Source organism: Gardnerella sp. DNF00550 (genome assembly GCF_049262685.1).
GTDB lineage: Bacteria > Actinomycetota > Actinomycetes > Actinomycetales > Bifidobacteriaceae > Bifidobacterium > Bifidobacterium leopoldii.
On record NZ_CP058397.1, the window covers coordinates 1,516,338 to 1,533,328 of the forward strand.

At 42.4% G+C, this 16,991-nt stretch carries 10 protein-coding genes; 9 read left to right on the forward strand and 1 reads right to left on the reverse strand.

Annotated elements, in window-relative coordinates:
- Positions 1-314: 314 nt before the first annotated feature.
- Complete coding sequence (locus HXT29_RS06120) at positions 315-1,757, reverse strand: aminopeptidase C (protein WP_032842247.1); 1,443 nt, start codon at positions 1,755-1,757, stop codon at positions 315-317.
- Positions 1,758-2,319: 562 nt separating this feature from the next.
- Here HXT29_RS06120 and HXT29_RS06125 point away from each other — a divergent pair.
- From HXT29_RS06125 to HXT29_RS06165, 9 genes are all read left to right on the forward strand, one after another.
- Positions 2,320-3,303, forward strand: coding sequence for an ABC transporter permease (locus tag HXT29_RS06125; protein ID WP_012914500.1), 984 nt, complete (start codon positions 2,320-2,322; stop codon positions 3,301-3,303).
- Positions 3,304-3,327: 24 nt separating this feature from the next.
- Entirely contained in the window at positions 3,328-4,275 is a 948-nt protein-coding gene (locus tag HXT29_RS06130) for an ABC transporter permease (RefSeq protein ID WP_004104713.1), read from the forward strand.
- 21 nt (positions 4,276-4,296) lie between these two features.
- Positions 4,297-6,186, forward strand: coding sequence for an ABC transporter ATP-binding protein (locus tag HXT29_RS06135; RefSeq protein WP_410297614.1), 1,890 nt, complete (start codon positions 4,297-4,299; stop codon positions 6,184-6,186).
- 323 nt (positions 6,187-6,509) lie between these two features.
- Positions 6,510-8,252 (forward strand): ABC transporter family substrate-binding protein, encoded by a 1,743-nt coding sequence (locus tag HXT29_RS06140; RefSeq protein ID WP_410297192.1) that lies wholly within the window; start codon positions 6,510-6,512, stop codon positions 8,250-8,252.
- Between the two features lie 327 nt (positions 8,253-8,579).
- The gene (locus tag HXT29_RS06145) at positions 8,580-10,394 is read left to right on the forward strand and encodes an ABC transporter ATP-binding protein (protein ID WP_410297193.1); all 1,815 of its coding nucleotides are present in this window, start codon (positions 8,580-8,582) and stop codon (positions 10,392-10,394) included.
- A 2-nt stretch (positions 10,395-10,396) separates the two neighbouring features.
- Entirely contained in the window at positions 10,397-12,193 is a 1,797-nt protein-coding gene (locus HXT29_RS06150) for an ABC transporter ATP-binding protein (protein WP_422118355.1), read from the forward strand.
- Positions 12,194-12,247: 54 nt separating this feature from the next.
- Positions 12,248-13,228, forward strand: coding sequence for a TatD family hydrolase (locus HXT29_RS06155; RefSeq protein ID WP_415696103.1), 981 nt, complete (start codon positions 12,248-12,250; stop codon positions 13,226-13,228).
- 164 nt (positions 13,229-13,392) lie between these two features.
- Positions 13,393-16,017 (forward strand): KUP/HAK/KT family potassium transporter, encoded by a 2,625-nt coding sequence (locus HXT29_RS06160; protein ID WP_117008971.1) that lies wholly within the window; start codon positions 13,393-13,395, stop codon positions 16,015-16,017.
- Positions 16,018-16,050: 33 nt separating this feature from the next.
- Positions 16,051-16,866: an HD domain-containing protein gene (locus HXT29_RS06165; RefSeq protein ID WP_004104700.1), complete on the forward strand. Its 816-nt coding sequence runs from the start codon at positions 16,051-16,053 to the stop codon at positions 16,864-16,866.
- Positions 16,867-16,991: the final 125 nt, after the last annotated feature.

A 16,991-nucleotide genomic window follows, 5' to 3' on the forward strand; every position in this document is an offset into this window, starting at 1 on the left:
TTAGAAAACATAGCAAATGGTTCTCTAAAAGAAAATATTTTAAGGAAATTTTAAGGAAAAACTCTTTTCTTTGGACGAATGTTTAGCTATACTAACATGTGTTAATGGTTCGCCATTAGCGAGGTTCGTTTTCGAACCCCATAATTGAAACCTTCTTCTCTCTTTCTCTCTGCCCCGGCGGGTTTCTCTTCCCGCCGGGCTTCTTTTTAATTTATGAAAAATAAAAAATAAAAAGTAAAACAAAAATAAAAGCGCAGACTGCAAAAGCAATCTGCGCTCACACGGTTGCCAAACTTAATTTTAATGGTAACTATTTAACGGCAACGCTTCGAAAGTGGCGCCCATGGTTCAAGCATTACTGGTTCTTGATCCAATACAGCTAAAGTTTCTTTGTCAAGGTACTTTTTGTTGATGATTATTTCGTTCACATAACGATCGAACCACTCTGCTGAGCCAACATAATAGCCGTCTTCGCCAGCATCCTTGCCCCAGCTGTTCTCGATCTTCCAGCGATCTGGATCGCCATCTTTATTAAGATTTACGCCAGTGAATGTCATTGCGTGATTTCCTGGGCAATCCATATATTCCAAACCGTGAGCTTTATCGAATGTAAACTTCACATCAAACAATTCATCTACGCGCACAACTGCAGGATCGAAGAATCCACTGTCACGCAAGGAGAACTGTGTGCAATCGCATGCAAACCAGATTGGATGACCATCTTTTAATTGGTCTACAGCTGCTTTTTTGAATACATCGAGAGGAACGTTAACAAATTCCATTTCCTTTGTTTCAGCTACGTTGGTGCTGTACTTGAATTGGTAGAGCTTGTTGAATGGTGTGCGTTCCATAGGTGCGTTGCATATTGTTACGAAGTCGTTTACGTCAACTGGGACGTACTTCTTTGCGAACTCAAGTGGAGTAATTCCATATTCACAAATCATTGGACGCTCATCTTTGCCGGTTTTTGGCTTGTCAGCTTTGCTGGTTTTCTCGCCATCTTTCTTGGTTTCGTCTTTTTCGCCGTCCTTCTTATCGTCATCATCATCTTTAGTTCGTGCGAAGAAGTCAAACTGTGCAGGTGGTTCACCCAGGGCAATAGTCGTCATGCGATAAACGGTTTCCAAATCGCGAACTTTCATTTCGCGCAATTCTTCCAAAGAAGTTCCGTTCTTATGAGCTTCACGCAATTCGTATGCAAACTCGCGCAACTTGGTATTGATGTACTGTACGAATGCATCAGAGTCGACTGAGTTCTGTGAATCTGGATATGCACTCTTTGGCACAAGTCCGTACTTGTTTACCAAGTTGACGAACATTTGCCACCAGCCGCCGTCATCGATTGGACCATAGTTAATGCTCTCAAAAAGTCGACTATTAACATCTTCATCAAGTGTTGAAAGCACATTTTCCAAATAAGCGTTTGCTTTTTCAATCTTGTCCCAGAAGAATAGGTAGCTTTCTGAAAACTCAAAGTCGTCTAAATTCCACTTATGCATTACTTCGTATCTCAAAGTATTAAGTGAGGCGAACATCCAGCAGCGTCCGGAGCGCTTCTGATTGGTAATGCTGCCTTGTTTTAATTCTATTGAGAATTCGCGAGGAAGAGCACGCTTGCCTTGGTAGCTTGTTGCGGCTTTAAGCACACCATTTGTTACTGCTGCATTCGCGGCGAGAAGATTTGCGCGCTGTTCGTTAAAATGTTTGGAATAATTTTTTACATGTTCCAGAGTTACGGCTTTGATGTTTTCAGCCATGAGCTTATTCATTCTCCTTTTAGAGTTGAAAGTACGAATAAAAAATATTGTATACTGCTCAATGTCTCGCGTGTGTTTCTTGTCTATGCCTATTTTCGGCATTTGCTTGAATACTATTAATTATTTTAGTAAAACTACAATTTTTTCGGTAAATATTCAGTTTTTGTAATTAAATTTTGAATTTATTATATTTGCTTATAAAACGTATTTTGTATGTATAAAAATACTTTTTTGATTTTAAAATACATATCTTTGTGTAAAAATATAGCTAGAAATCACTGATATTTTGCGCTTTTTTGCATGTTTAGATATGTATAATATAACTTATATATACGAAATTTTTCCCTTGGATATTGAGAAAAGTGCTGTGCAAAAATATTTTCTGTTTGTCTCTTTGTACATAGCTTGGCTAAAAATATACTAATTATGTGTCCGGATTGACAAGGGTCGATTCAAACACGCCTTTTTCAAGGTCGAGTGTTAGATCGGCAATACTGTAAATCACAAGATTTATGGATGCCGAATGGAGGTAAAAAATGGCTAGTCGTAGAAAAGAGTCACAATGATACGATACATCGTTAAACGATGCCTGAATTATGTGGTGATGTTGTTTGTTGCCGTATCCATGACGTATTTCTTGACAAGTGCTTTTATGAGACCGCGTTCGAACTACATGTCTAGGCATCCGCATCCACCTATTGCATCAATCAACCGTTCTTTGGATTTGGCAAATATTAACGACCAGACTCCAGTGTTTACTCGTTATTGCCGTTGGATTTACAACATTTTTACTAAGTGGGATTGGGGATTGAGCCCAGATCAGGCTCCAGTTGGTCCGGCAATTATGTCTCGTATTGGCGCATCTGTTCAGCTGGTTACTGGCGCTACAATTCTTGGCATTGTTCTCGGTGTTAGCGTTGGTGTTTACACTGCTATCCGTCAGTACAAGTGGCAAGATAGAGTTCTTAATTCCACCGCAACCTTCCTGCTGGTTGTTCCTGCAGCAGTTTTGGGTTTGATGGTTGTGCTTGCTGCTATTAGCATTAACCGCGCAACAGGCGTGCGACTTTTCTACGTTACTGGTTTGCACTCTTACCAGGGTTCTGACCCGTTCATGTTCCTTCTTGACTTCCTTCAGCATTTGATTTTGCCGACGATTGTTATGACAATTCCTGGCATGGTTGGGTATCATTTAACGCAGCGCACGTATCTTCTCGATACTATGAATGCTGATTACGTTCGTACGGCTCGCGCTAAGGGCTTACCTTTGAATTTGGCTATTCGCCGCCACGCTTTGCGTACTTCTTTGATTCCAACAGCTGTTGACGTCGCCTTCTCTATTGCAGGCGTGTTTACGGGTGCTGTGATTACTGAAACCGTGTTTGCTATTAACGGTCTTGGTAGCTACTTCGTTCAGACCATTATGCAGAACGATATTAACGGTTCTGTTGCTATTGCAGCGTTTGGTGCTGTATGTACCTTAGTTGGTGCTCTGCTTGCAGATATCTTCTCTGCTTGGCTCGACCCACGTATTCGTTTGAACTAGCAGAACAGTGTAGGTGAATTTGATATGAATAAAAAAGATGTATCTTCAAAACCTCAAGAGTCTGCTGCAGATAGAAAAGCTACTGCTGGTGCCTGGGGCAACTTTAAACGCACTGGTAAGATGACGCTTTATACGCGTCGATTCTTCCGTCGCCCGTCTGCAGTTGTGGGCTTGGTTATGCTTGTAATTTTGATTCTTTTTGCTTTGTTTGGCTCAAAGATTTCAAAGTGGAGCTACGACGAACCAGACTTTTCTTCTCTAGCAACTCCTCCTTCTGCAGAGCATTGGCTTGGCACTACGCCAGGCGGTTCAGACATGTACGCAATGGTTGTGCGCGGACTTGGCCGTTCACTTTCCATTGGTATTGTTAGTTCTATTACCATTACAGTTATTGCTGCTTTGGTTGGTACTGCCATTTCTTACTTCGAAGGATGGTTTGAGCAGGTTGGTATGTGGCTTTTGGACATGCTGCTGATTGTTCCTTCCTTCCTGCTGATTGCTTTAATCATTAGTGCTTCTAGTGGTGGTAGCGATTGGCTGTGGTTGGCATTTGGCTTAACAGCTTTTGGTTGGATTGGTTACGCTCGTACTCTTCGTACGTTGACTTTGAGCTTGCGCGAACGTGAGTATGTTCGTGCAGCTAAGTTCGAGGGCGTTTCTTCGTTCCGCATTATTGTGCGCCACTTGGTTCCAAACTTGGGTTCTGTATTGATTATTAACACGGTTCTTGGTGTTATTGGTGCGATTAACGGCGAAACTGCTTTGAGCTTCTTGGGCCTTGGTATTAAGGCTCCGGATACTTCTCTTGGTACTTTGCTTAATGCTGGCCAAAGCGTTGTGCAGACTTCTCCGTGGGTGCTTTTGGTGCCGTCTGCAGTGCTTGTTTTGCTAACCTTCTCCGTGCAGCTTATTGGTGACGGTTTGCGTGATGCCATTGATCCATATTCTAGGTCTGTTGGTAAGGCCGACTAACGAGCGTTTGGAGTGATAAACATGACTGATATTGCAAATAACGCTATTAAGGAAGAAACCACGATGGAAGATCAAAACAACGAACCGTTGCTTTCAGTACGCGACTTGCAAGTTAGCTTCGCTTCTGAAGCTGGTACTGTGCATGCTGTGCGCGGAATGAATTTTGATTTGTACCGCGGAAAGACTATTGGTATCGTTGGCGAGTCCGGTTCCGGTAAGTCGGTTACTTCTTTGGCTGTGATGGGCTTACTCGATAAGAATGCTAGTGTTAAAGGTTCGGTTAAGTATAAGGGCGAGGAGCTTCTTACTAAAACTGATCTTGAGATGAGTAAGATTCGTGGCAAGAATATTGCCATGGTTTTCCAGGATCCTCTTTCTGCTTTAACTCCAGTTTTCTCTATTGGTGATCAGCTTAAGGAAGCTTTGGTTATTCATAACCCGGACATGAGCGAAGAGCAGATTCGCGAGCGTTCTATTGAATTGCTTGATTTGGTTGGTATTACTAAGCCGGCTGAGCGTTTGAAGGCTTTCCCTCACGAGTTTTCTGGTGGTATGCGCCAGCGCGTGATGATTGCTATGGCAATTGCTAACGATCCGGATATTATTATTGCAGACGAGCCTACTACCGCTTTGGATGTGACTATTCAGGCTCAGGTTTTGGAAGTTTTGAAGAAAGCTCAGCGCGAAACCGGCGCTGCAATGATTTTTATTACTCACGATTTGGGCGTAATTGCTGGCGTTGCAGACGAAGTTATTGTTATGTATGCGGGTCATTTGGTTGAGCATAATAGCGTTGAAGAGATTTTTGCTCACCCAACTCAGCCGTACACTATTGGCTTGTTGGGTGCTGTTCCTCGCGTTGATCAAAAGCGCACTCGTCGTTTGACTCCAATTTCTAAGCCGACTATGGATATGCTTATGGCTGAAGAAGAAAGCGGCGACGACAGCACAATGATGGGTCTTGAAGCGGAAAGCGAAACTGTTCGCTCGTTGCTTCATGCGGAAACCGAAAAGCCAATTAAGCCAATGTTTGAAGGCATTCCTCGTGAACAACGAAAAGTTGTTTTGGATGTTAAGAACTTGGTTAAAACATTCCCAATTACTAGCGGCGGCTTCTTGCGACGTAAGGTTGGTGAAGTTCGCGCGGTTGATGGTGTGAGTATTGAGGTTCGTGAAGGCGAAACAGTTGCTTTGGTTGGTGAGTCTGGTTCTGGTAAGTCCACGACTTTGATGGAGATTATGGGCTTGAAGAAGCCTGAGTCTGGTTCTATTACAGTTTTTGGTACTGAGTTGAACGATAAGTTGACTCGTGAGCAGCGTCGCGAACTTCGTTCTAAGATTCAGTACGTGTTCCAGGACCCAATGAGCTCGCTTGATCCTCGTATGCTTGTTTACGATATTTTGGCCGAGCCTTTGCTCGTGCAAAAGAAGTCGAAGGAAGAAATTCGCCAGCGTATTGCTGAGCTTATGCAATTGGTTGAGTTGAATCCTGATCAAGTTGATCGCTTCCCAACGCAGTTCTCCGGCGGCCAGCGTCAGCGTATCGCTATTGCTCGCGCTTTGGCTGTGAATCCTAAGCTTTTGCTTCTTGATGAGCCAGTTTCGGCTCTGGATGTTTCTATTCAGGCTGGAATTATTAACTTGCTTGAAGATTTGCAAGACAAGTTGGGTGTTGCTTACTTGTTCGTGGCGCATAACATGGCTGTTGTTCGACATATTTCTAGCCGTATTGCTGTTATGTATCACGGTCGAATTGTTGAATCTGGTGAAACGGATGAGGTGTTTGATAATCCAAAGCACCCTTACACTCAGGCTTTGATTAGCGCTGTGCCAATTCCGGATCCTACAATTGAGAAGAACCGTAAGCGTATTATTCTTTCTGAAGAAGATAATTTTGACGATGTTAGGTAATTCATGACTTGTTGATTTTAGTTAATCTTCATCAACCTGAATAAATTACTTAGTCGCGCATGTTTATTACAACATGCGCGACTTTTTATTGTGTAACATAAATTTAAAAAACGTAATATATTTTGTTTTTTATCCAAAATAAACTAAAAAATTTTCTGTTTTGCTCATTATAGATAATAAATTATTCTTTTTTGACTAATTTTCATAAAGTTGAAAAGAAAAAAATCAATATTTTGTGAAAACGATTTGTCGAATGTCATAGAGTTGTATATACTCATACAACATACCGGAAGACGGACATCATCCGGGGAATGAGAGGAATCATGAAAAATACAAATGCAGGTAAACTGACTGTATTTGCCGCAGCTGCACTTTCTGTTGCAATGCTGCTCGGCGCTTGCGGCGGTGCTACTAACAATGCTGGTAAAGCAGGTATGACTGAAGAGCCAGCTGCTGGTGTTGACACTTCTTACACTGGCGAACTTCCAATGCCAGATGTCAACAAGCGTTACGATAATCCACAGTCACGTGACAACGTTAAGGACGGCGGCACTTACACCGTTGCTCTTCCTGTTCTCGGTCCAAACTGGAATCTCGCTTCTAACGACGGTAACTCTGGTTACATGACTACTTTGTGGGGCTTCTACCAGCCAAATCTTATGGCTTATGACACCGTTAAGGGTGAAAAGATCAAGTACAACCCTGACTACATCACTTCCGTTAAGAAGGTTAGCGATAAGCCACTTGTTGTTCAGTACAACTTGAACCCAAAGGCCAAGTGGAATGATGGTACGGAAATTGATTACACCGCATTTAAGGCTACTTGGCAGGCTTTGAGCGGCAAGAATAAGGAATACTCCGTCCCAAGTACTGAAGGCTATGACTGCATCAAGAGTGTTGAACAAGGTTCCACTCCAAAGCAGGTTGTAGTGACTTATGAGAAGCCATGCGCAACATGGGAAATGCTTTTCGCTCCACTGGTTCATCCAAAGTCTGCTGACGTTAAGACCTTCAACCAGGGTTGGGTAAACAATCCTCACAACGAGTGGGGTGCAGGTCCATTCCAGATTGAGTCCGCAACCGAAAATCAGGTTGTTTTCACCCGCAATCCAAAGTGGTGGGGTAAGAAGGCAAAGCTCGATAAGGTTGTTGTAAAACGTATGGAAGATACTGCAGCTTTGAACGCTTTCCAGAACGGTGAAATCGATGCTGTAACCAATACCATTTCTTCTAAGGACGCAATCAAGTCTGCTCGTAGCGTTAAGGGCGCTCAGCTGCGTTACGGCTACAGCACCAAGGTTCGCGTGCTTAACTTCAACGCTAAGTCCAAGCCACTTAACGAGCTTGCAGTTCGTAAGGCTGTTGTTCAGGCATTCGACGTTGCTACCTACAACAAGATTCAGTTCCAGGGCATGAACTGGAAGAGCGAGCAGCCAGGTTCTGAGCTTCTCTCCATGTTCCAGGCTGGCTACAAGAACAATCTTCCTGCTGACGGCAAGTACAACACCGAAAACGCTAAGAAGACCCTTGAAGCTGCTGGCTACAAGATGGGCAAGGATGGTTACTATGAGAAGGGCGGAAAGACTCTTGAAATTTCCTTCACCTTCTTCGGCGATGATTCTACTCAGGCAGCTCTTGCTAACGCATTCCAGGCCATGATGAAGAAGGCTGGAATTAAGTGCAAGACTGTGAACCATGCTGCTGCTAAGTTCTCCGATGTTGTTGCTTCGCACGAGTACCAGGTGCTTCCATTGGCATGGCAGTCCCAATCTCCATTGAGCTTCTTGTCTGCAGCAAGCCAGGTTTACAAGTCTGACAGTGATTCCAACCTCGGTCTCGTTGGCAACAAGAAGATTGATGCCATGCTCGATAAGGTCGGCAAGACCTACGACTACAAGGAACAGACTGAGTATGCAAACAAGGCAGAGTCTGCAGCTCTTGCACTCTACGGCACTCTTCCAGTTTCCGCTCCTCCTATTTATCAGGTGTTCAAGAAGGGCTTTGCTAACAACGGCCCTGCTGGTTACGCAACCACCTACCCAGAGGATATGGGCTGGCAGAAGTAAGTAAATTTGTAGCGATAATTCGCGCAAGTTTACTAAGCTGATTGCTTAACTTATAGAATGTGGCGTGTAGTCTTTTGGCTACACGCCACATGCTTTCATGCGCTTTGACTGAGCTTGAAATCAACAGGATTTCAAGCTCCTTCAAAGCGTGATTTGGCATGTGAAGCACGGTGTGCTTCACATGCCAAATCAGCCGAACGGCTATGCCGTGAGGAATAAGCGCTCGCTATGAAACTCGCTCAACACCAAACAAGAGCTGTCGATTAAACTATAAATTTAAGATTAAGTCTCAAAAAACGAAGTCAAAAACAAAGGAGAATCCGGCGCATGTACGTCAACCCAAATAAACGCAAAGACGCGAACAATGTGCGCTGGGTATTGCAATACTGTAAGCCAGACATGTGGAGAGTAGGCGTATCGCTTATACTTTTTACAATTAATGACACAATGGCAATGACAATGCCATTGCTTTCGGGATTTATTGTAGACAAAATCATTATTGGCAAACAGCATAATCTGCTTTTAGGAGTGTGCTTGCTGATGGTTGCAATGATGATTATTCGCGTAGGCTCAAGATATATTTACCAGCTTCAAATGGAAAGATTCGGCCAGAATGCCGTGTATCGCCTTGTGAGCGACGAGTACGAGAAGCTTCATTCTCTTGATTTTACATACTTTAATCACACTCGTACGGGCGACATTATGAGCCGTATGACTTCTGATACGGATGCGATTCGCCATATTCTAAGCTGGGTTTCGTATATGGCGCTAGATTGCGTAGTAATGTTTGTGTTGGCGCTAGTTATAATGTTTTCAATCCAATGGCAGCTTGCTTTAGCTCTTATGGCAATTACGCCATTTTTGTTCATGCTTGCAAGAGTTATGGGCAAAAAAGCTAGGCCGAAATTCCTTGCAATTCGCGAATCTTTTGCGCGCATGAATTCAATGGTTGAAGAAAATATTGAAGGTAACCGTGTTGTAAAAGCTTTTGTGCGCGAGGATTATGAAACCAAAAAATTCGACGAATGTAACGAAGACTACTTTAATCGCAATATTACGCTTGCAAAAAACACGCAAAAATACATGCCTTGGCTTGACGGCATGGGTTTTGTGCTAGAGCTTATAACAGTTGGTTTCGGCGGATGGCTTGTTCTAAATGGCAGTATGACTTTAGGAACATTTGTTACTTTTAATAGCTTCCTTTGGATGCTTCATATGCCGGTTAGAATGACAGGATGGCTTATTAACGATTGGCAGCGTTTTAATGCGGGCTGCGTTAATATTCGTAAGCTTCTTACGCAAGAATCGCATATTAATCTTCTAAAAGAAGCGGACGCAAGCGTTAAAGTAAAAGGCGAAATCACTTTTGAACATGTTGATTTTGCTTTCCCAGACGATCAAGACTCTCCAATCTTAAAGAATATTGATTTAAGCGTTCCTGCCGGAAGTAAGCTTGGTATTCTTGGTGAAACTGGGTCTGGAAAATCAACTCTTGTAAGCCTTATTGCAAGATTCTACGATCCGACGCGTGGTCGCGTTTTAATTGACGGAAAAGACGTGCGTGAATGGCCTCTGGAAACTGTGCGAAATGAAGTTAGCATAGTAGCTCAGGAAACTTTCCTGTTTTCGGACACGATTGCAGGAAATATTGGCTTCGGTTTGCCTCAAGATAAAGAAAATTGCAAGGAATTAGACGATACGATTCGCAGAATGGCTAGAATCGCAGCGGCTGACGATTTTATTATGAGCATGCCAGAAGGTTACGAAACTGTAGTAGGAGAGCGCGGAGTTGGTCTTTCTGGTGGTCAAAAGCAACGCTTAAGCTTAGCTCGCGCTTTAGCAAACAATCCTGCAATCCTAATTATGGATGACACAACTTCAGCTGTAGATATGGAAACAGAAGAGCATATTCAGCAGGAGCTAAAGAAACTCGACGGCACGCGCACAATAATCACTATTGCTCACAGAATTTCATCCGTTAAAGATGCAGACATGATTGTTGTGCTAGATCACGGAAAAATCGTAGAGCGCGGCACTCACGCGGAGCTTGTGGCTGCTCATGGAAGGTACTGGGAGATCTATAGAAAGCAACTTGGCTTTAAAACTGGCAGGTCTGCAGGATTCGAAACGAAGGGGGAGTAGAAATGGCACAACGTAATACTTATCGTGAAGACGAAGCTCAAGAAGAACACATAAATGTGCACGAGCTTATGCGCGTTAGAAAATATATGAAGCCGTATGCTACTAAACTTCTATTCGTAATTATGGTAGTTATTAGCGGCAGCATAATTATGACAGCGATGCCAATGATTACAAAAACGCTAATCGACGTTGTATTGCCTCAGAAAAACGTCAATTATTTATATACAATTATTGCAGTATTTGCAGTGCTCATTATATTGTATGAACTCGGTTTAGCATACAGAACTTTAGCGATTACACGCATCGGCCAGATGATAATCAAAGACATGCGACGCGATATTTTTACGCATGTTCAATCATTATCTTTTGATTATTTTGATTCGCGTCCGCATGGGAAAATTCTGATTCGCATCGTAAACTACATCAATACGCTTTCTGACACGCTTTCGTCTGGTTTAATTAACGTATTTTCCGACGTTTTTGTGCTTATTATTACATTAATAACAATGTTTGTTATAGATTGGCGAATGGCTTTGTGGAGCTTAGCGCTATTCCCAATATTTATAATTTGGACGCGAACTTTACAAATTTTGCAAAGAAAAGCGTCTAAAAAATTATCAAATAAACAAAGTAATTTAAATGCGTATTTGCACGAATCAATCGCAGGAGTAAAAACAACGCAAACTTTTGCGCGAGAAGCTACAGCATACGCTACTTTCCAAGAGCAACAAGCAGAAGTAAGAAGTGCTTGGATGCGAAACGTTAGAGTGCAAATGTTACTTTGGCCTGGTGCTTCAATTATTGAGACTGCAGCAATAGCGCTTTTGTATTACGCTGGCATAGCAAACTTAGGTGCAATGAACGTGAGCACGGGCACGCTTATAGCATTTGTTTGGTATTCGACTACTTTCTGGGATCCAGTAGTAAATATTGGAAACTTCTACACGCAACTTGTAACGTGCTCAGTTTATTTGGAACGAATTTTTGAAACTTTACGAATTAAGCCAAATATTGTAGATAAGCCAGATGCTATTCAATTGCCTCAGATCGAAGGAAAAGTAGACGTAAATGACGTTGTTTTCCGTTACGAAGAAGATGGAAGGCCAATATTGAACTTGGTTGATTTGCATGTTAATCCTGGTACTACTGTAGCTCTTGTGGGGCCTACTGGCGCAGGAAAAACAACTCTTGTAGGTCTTCTTTCTAGATTCTACGACGTTTCAGAAGGCTCGATTACTATAGACGGGTACGATGTACGTTCAGTAACGCTCGCATCTCTTAGAAAACAAATGGGCGTAATGTTGCAAGATAGCTTTATTTTCAGTGGAACCGTACGCGAGAACATCCGTTATGGGAAGCTCGATGCCACTGATGAAGAAATTGAGAATGCAGCGCGCGCAGTTCATGCTCACGAATTTATTGAAGGATTACCGAACGGATACGATACTGAAATTGAAGAGCGCGGAGCCACTCTTTCTGCAGGTCAGCGTCAGCTTATATCGTTTGCGCGAGTATTGCTTGCGAATCCGCGAATTCTTATTCTAGATGAGGCAACAAGTAATATTGATACTCGTACAGAAGAAGCATTACAGGCAGGATTAGCTCAATTACTTAAAAATCGCACATCTTTTGTAATAGCGCATAGGCTTTCGACGATTGAGAATGCGGATTTGATTTGTGTAATCGATCATGGAGAAATTGTTGAAAAAGGCACTCATAACGAGCTTATGGAGGCAAGAGGAGCGTATTATCGTCTTGTAAAATCGCAATATGATGCAATTCGCAAAGCAGTTTTATAAATACTTATCATTCAATAAAAATTGACAGTTGAGTTTGCGAGTAGACTTAAAAATATGAGTAAACATCATCGCGAACATAATTGGGCGCCGGCTTTAGCAGCGCAATCTGCAGTATGGGAAAATCTGCTACAAGAAGGCATAACAATTGCAGACGATCACACGCACATGCTTAGCGTTGTGGATTTTGCACATAATTTGAATCAAGAATTAGCAGAAAAAGGTCGCGATTTAATAGCGGAACCTACTGCAGACGATTTAGTTGCTCAAGCAAAATCATCAGGCGTTTCACACATGCTAGAAGTCGGATGTGAATATCCAGATTGGGAGCCGACGATTAAGTTTGCTCAAACGCATGAAAATTCAGTTCGTGCAGCAATAGCAATACATCCAAACGAAGCAGTATTACATGGTCACAAAGGCGCTCAAGGACCTGACGGACTACCGATAGTTTACAAGCCGTATCACGATATTCCATTTGACGAAGCTATGCAACATTTGCGCTCGCTAGTAATTGCTCATCCAAAAGAAGTAGTGGCAATAGGTGAAACCGGTTTAGACTACTTTCGTACGGGAGAGCCTGCGCAAGAAGCACAAATAGAGGCTTTCCGCGACCATATTGCGCTCGCAAAAGAGCTGAATTTACCTTTACAAATTCACGATCGTGATGCGCATGAAGACGTAGTGAAAGTCTTACTAAAAGATGGCGCTCCTGAGCGAACAGTATTTCACAGTTATGCTGGTGCTGTGGATTTAGCCGAAATATTGAAAGAGCACGGTTGGTACGCAAGTTTTTCTGGAACTATAAGTTACAAAGGCAATGATGAATTACGCGAATCTGCGCGAATTATTGGCAAAGACCATATAACTGTTGAAACGGATGCGCCTTATTTAACGCCAATGCCGTATCGTGGACGGCCAAACGCGCCTTATATGGTTCCTTATACGCTAGAAACACTTTCTGAAGTTCTAAATATATCGTTATTGCAAGCAGCGAAAGTTACACGCGAAAATACGCGAAAAATTTACGAATTTTAGGAATATAAAATCCTTAATTTTCAAGGATTTTTTAATATTTTTTGCGCGATGCACTATTGTTGTATACAATATCCAAGTACGGAAATAAAACTGTGAGGTGTGAGGTTTATGCGACTTCTTGTTGGCATCAAGAAGAAGCCTCATATATGGAGGAACAATTAAGCATGACTAAGTCACGCACTGCTGTACCGTCAAACGATAGTACAAAGGATCCTCGCAACGGCGCGAAAGATTCCGAGAAAAGCACTAAATCCTTAAAAGGTACTAAGGATGCTATATTGCGAGCTGCCTCGTTTACTAAGGCTCCTCAGGTGTCAAAAAAAACGACAACACGCGAAGAGCGCAAAGTAATAGCTCAGCAGCAAGCGCAAGAAGTAAAAGAAGCGGAAAAGCTTGTTGCTAGTGCAGTACGAGGTCCGTTAGGTAGATGGTGGGCAAAATTGCAAACCAGTTCCGATCGTTTTACATTGGGAATGGCAATTGTTGCTCTTGGCGTTGTTTATGGCGATATTGGTACTTCTCCGCTTTATACTGCGCAAACATTTTTAGCAGGTCAAGGCGGCTTACAAAACATAAATCGCGCGACTATCTACGGAATGCTTTCGCTACTGTTCTGGTCAATCACATTAATTACAACCGTAAAATACGTATTTGTTGCAATGAGAACAGACAACAAAGGCGAAGGTGGCATTTTTGCTTTATATTCGCTTCTACGTAAAAAAGGCGCGTGGCTTGCAATACCGGCAATGATTGGTGGAGCCGCGTTTTTGGCAGATTCTGTGCTGACTCCTGCAGTTTCCATCTCTTCAGCAGTTGAAGGTTTGCGCACTATTGCAGTGTTTAAGCCAATATTCTTAGAAAATGAGAATTTGTCGATGATGATTACGGTTATTATAATCGTCATACTTTTCTCTGTACAGCAACGCGGAACTGAGCGAATTGGCAAAGTATTTGGCATTGTTGTGATGCTTTGGTTTGCTTTCCTTGCGCTGGTTGGTGTCATGAACATTGGCCAAGATTGGACTATTTTTGAAGCACTTAACCCGATTCATGGCATAAAATTCCTGTTTAGCACGCATAATGTGCAGGGATTAGCGGTTATGGGTGTGATCTTCCTTTCTACTACCGGTGCTGAAGCGTTATATTCTGATATGGGTCATGTTGGTAGAGGCAATGTGTACGCAACCTGGCCGTTTATTAAAGTTGCTTTGCTGCTGAATTACTTTGGGCAAGGCGCTTGGATGTTGAAAAATCAAAACGATAAAGCATTATGGTCAATAGAAGGTTTGAACCCGTTCTTCCAAATGCTTGAACCAAATGTGCGATATGTTGCCGTTATTCTTTCGGTTACTGCTGGCATTATTGCTTCTCAAGCGTTGATTACAGGCGCATACACAATGGTTTCTGAGGCAACAAGCCTAAATTGGATGCCACATTTGCAAGTGCGATATCCTGCTAGAACTCGTGGACAGCTGTATATTCCAGTTGTGAATGTTGTGCTGTGTGTTGCCACTATTACGGTTCTTGCAGTATTCCGCGATTCTGAACATATCTCTGGCGCATACGGTTTAGCTTTAACTCTAACTATGCTTGCTACGACTATTTTGCTCACAGTGCACATGTGGTATCAAAAGAAGCGATTTGGTGCCTTCATATTTGCAATCGTATTCCTCATGATTGAGATGATGTTCTTTGTGGCTTCCATGGCGAAATTCATGCACGGTGGCTGGTTTACTATGCTGCTCGGTGTTTCAATTTTGATCATTATGGTCACTTGGAAAGATGGAACTAAAATTGAGCGTTCGCAACGTTTGCACATGAAACCGAAAGATTTCCTACCTGTGCTAGATAAGTTGCACGGAGATTTCCGTATTCCGTATTTCGCTGACAATATTGTGTATTTGACTTCCGATCGTGAAATGAAGCGTCTCGATACTGGAATCTTCTTCTCTATTTTTGCCGACCATCCAAAGCGTGCTAGAGCTTGGTGGGCTGTTTCTGTAGAAACAGATGACGCTCCGTTTACTCGTGAGTATTGTGTAGAGAATTTCGGTACGGACTACTTATTCCGCGTAAAAATTAAACTCGGATTTAAAGTGTCGCCTTCTATACCAGCGTATCTTCACCAAATTATGCATGACTTATCGCACACGGGCGAACTTCCTCAGCAAAAATCCGTGTATCCAAAGGTTGATGCAGATCCAGATATTGGACCAATTCGCTATGTTCTGTTGCACAAAGCGTTGATGCCGGAATCTAATATTTCTGTGCGTGGAGCGTTATCTTTAAAGATGAAATATGCAATTAGACATGTTGCTGGTACGCCTGTTAAATGGTTTGGTTTGGCTCCTTACAATCCGGTTGTTGAAGTGCAGCCGTTGTTTGTTTCTACTCGCAGACCTCCGCGTTTGAAGCGTGAAGACTGTTCTCAGCGAGCAGTTCAATCTTTGCAAGGTGCCTCAGCGCTTGAAACTAATATTCACGTTGTGAAAGATATCAGACCTACTGATGCTGAGCAGACTGCTGTTATGAACGCACGAGATATTGCTGCTGCTAATGTGATGTTTGCTAACGAAAAACTTGCCAATACTGGGAAAATTAGCCCAGTTCCAATTAAAGAGACAAAAAAAGTTAGTGTGGAGAAGCCTAATAAAGATGGGGCAAATATCGATGCAGCGAATGTAACGCATGCTGTTGTACAGGCTGTGGAGGATGCTGCTCGTGCCAATGATGCGAATAGTGTGAAATCTGAAAAGAGTGCAGCAACTGAAAAGAGTGCAAAAAAATAATCTTAAGTAAGAATCTTAAGGAAGAGCCTTAAAATGGAAAATGGTGCAGAAAGCATACTTAATTGCAACTCGATAAAACTCGCTAATCTACCTGATTTTGGTGAAGTAGAGAAATTGCATAGTGCAACTGCACCATCTTCTGCTGCTTATGAGCTTATTCACGGTCATTGTGTTGTAATCTCAACAATTGCTTGGCAAATTGCTCATCATTGCAATATGCTTTTGTCCGCTGAAAATCGTGCTGCTCAAATGAGTGGAACTTTGCGTAAGCGTGCTGAAATAGCAAAAAATTGCCTTCAGGAGCTTGTCGGAGATAGTTATGCAATATTACCTGCGGTTAGTGATGGCTTAGCTCCAAAACAGTATATTGATGAATACGCAGCTTTAATAGGTGGATTGTTGCACGATATTGGCACGTATTTTGTGCTTGAAAGTGATGGCAGTAGCAACGCTGGTGGCATATTACGCTTTGATGGACCGAATTATATTTTGCATGGTTTGCGCGGATATAAATATTTAATTGATAATGGTTTTAGTGAGGATGCTGCGCAATTTGCGCGCAATCATACTGGAGTTGGCTTAACTCGAGAGCAAGTTGTTGCGCAAAATTTGCCTCTTCCTGCTGAAGACTATATTCCGCAAACAGTTGAGCAAGAAATTGTTATGGTTGCGGATAAATATAACAGCAAATCGATACCTCCTCGTTTTTTGACAGTTGATTCTTATCGTCGCAAGGCTGCGCGATTTGGTGAAGACAATGCTAATCGGTGGATGCAATTAGTTACGAAATATGGTGAGCCAGATATTGCAGGCCTGGCAGAAATCTTTAATATGCGTGTTGATGCGTGAGCGCTATTGATTTTTTGCGTATTTTTATCCTATTTTTGTGTATTTTTTAAGAAATCTATTATTTTTTAAAAAGTTTTTTGTAGATTCAATATCAGATAGCATGTTTTTTGGTGTTTTTTGCGTGG

Coding starts and splice junctions, on each gene's coding strand:
- HXT29_RS06120 (WP_032842247.1), bottom strand. CDS start 1,757: ATGGCTGAAAACATCAAAGCCGTAACTCTGGAACATGTAAAAAATTAT.
- HXT29_RS06145 (WP_410297193.1), top strand. CDS start 8,580: ATGTACGTCAACCCAAATAAACGCAAAGACGCGAACAATGTGCGCTGG.
- HXT29_RS06165 (WP_004104700.1), top strand. CDS start 16,051: ATGGAAAATGGTGCAGAAAGCATACTTAATTGCAACTCGATAAAACTC.
- HXT29_RS06155 (WP_415696103.1), top strand. CDS start 12,248: ATGAGTAAACATCATCGCGAACATAATTGGGCGCCGGCTTTAGCAGCG.
- HXT29_RS06135 (WP_410297614.1), top strand. CDS start 4,297: ATGACTGATATTGCAAATAACGCTATTAAGGAAGAAACCACGATGGAA.
- HXT29_RS06150 (WP_422118355.1), top strand. CDS start 10,397: ATGGCACAACGTAATACTTATCGTGAAGACGAAGCTCAAGAAGAACAC.
- HXT29_RS06130 (WP_004104713.1), top strand. CDS start 3,328: ATGAATAAAAAAGATGTATCTTCAAAACCTCAAGAGTCTGCTGCAGAT.
- HXT29_RS06160 (WP_117008971.1), top strand. CDS start 13,393: ATGACTAAGTCACGCACTGCTGTACCGTCAAACGATAGTACAAAGGAT.
- HXT29_RS06140 (WP_410297192.1), top strand. CDS start 6,510: ATGAAAAATACAAATGCAGGTAAACTGACTGTATTTGCCGCAGCTGCA.
- HXT29_RS06125 (WP_012914500.1), top strand. CDS start 2,320: ATGATACGATACATCGTTAAACGATGCCTGAATTATGTGGTGATGTTG.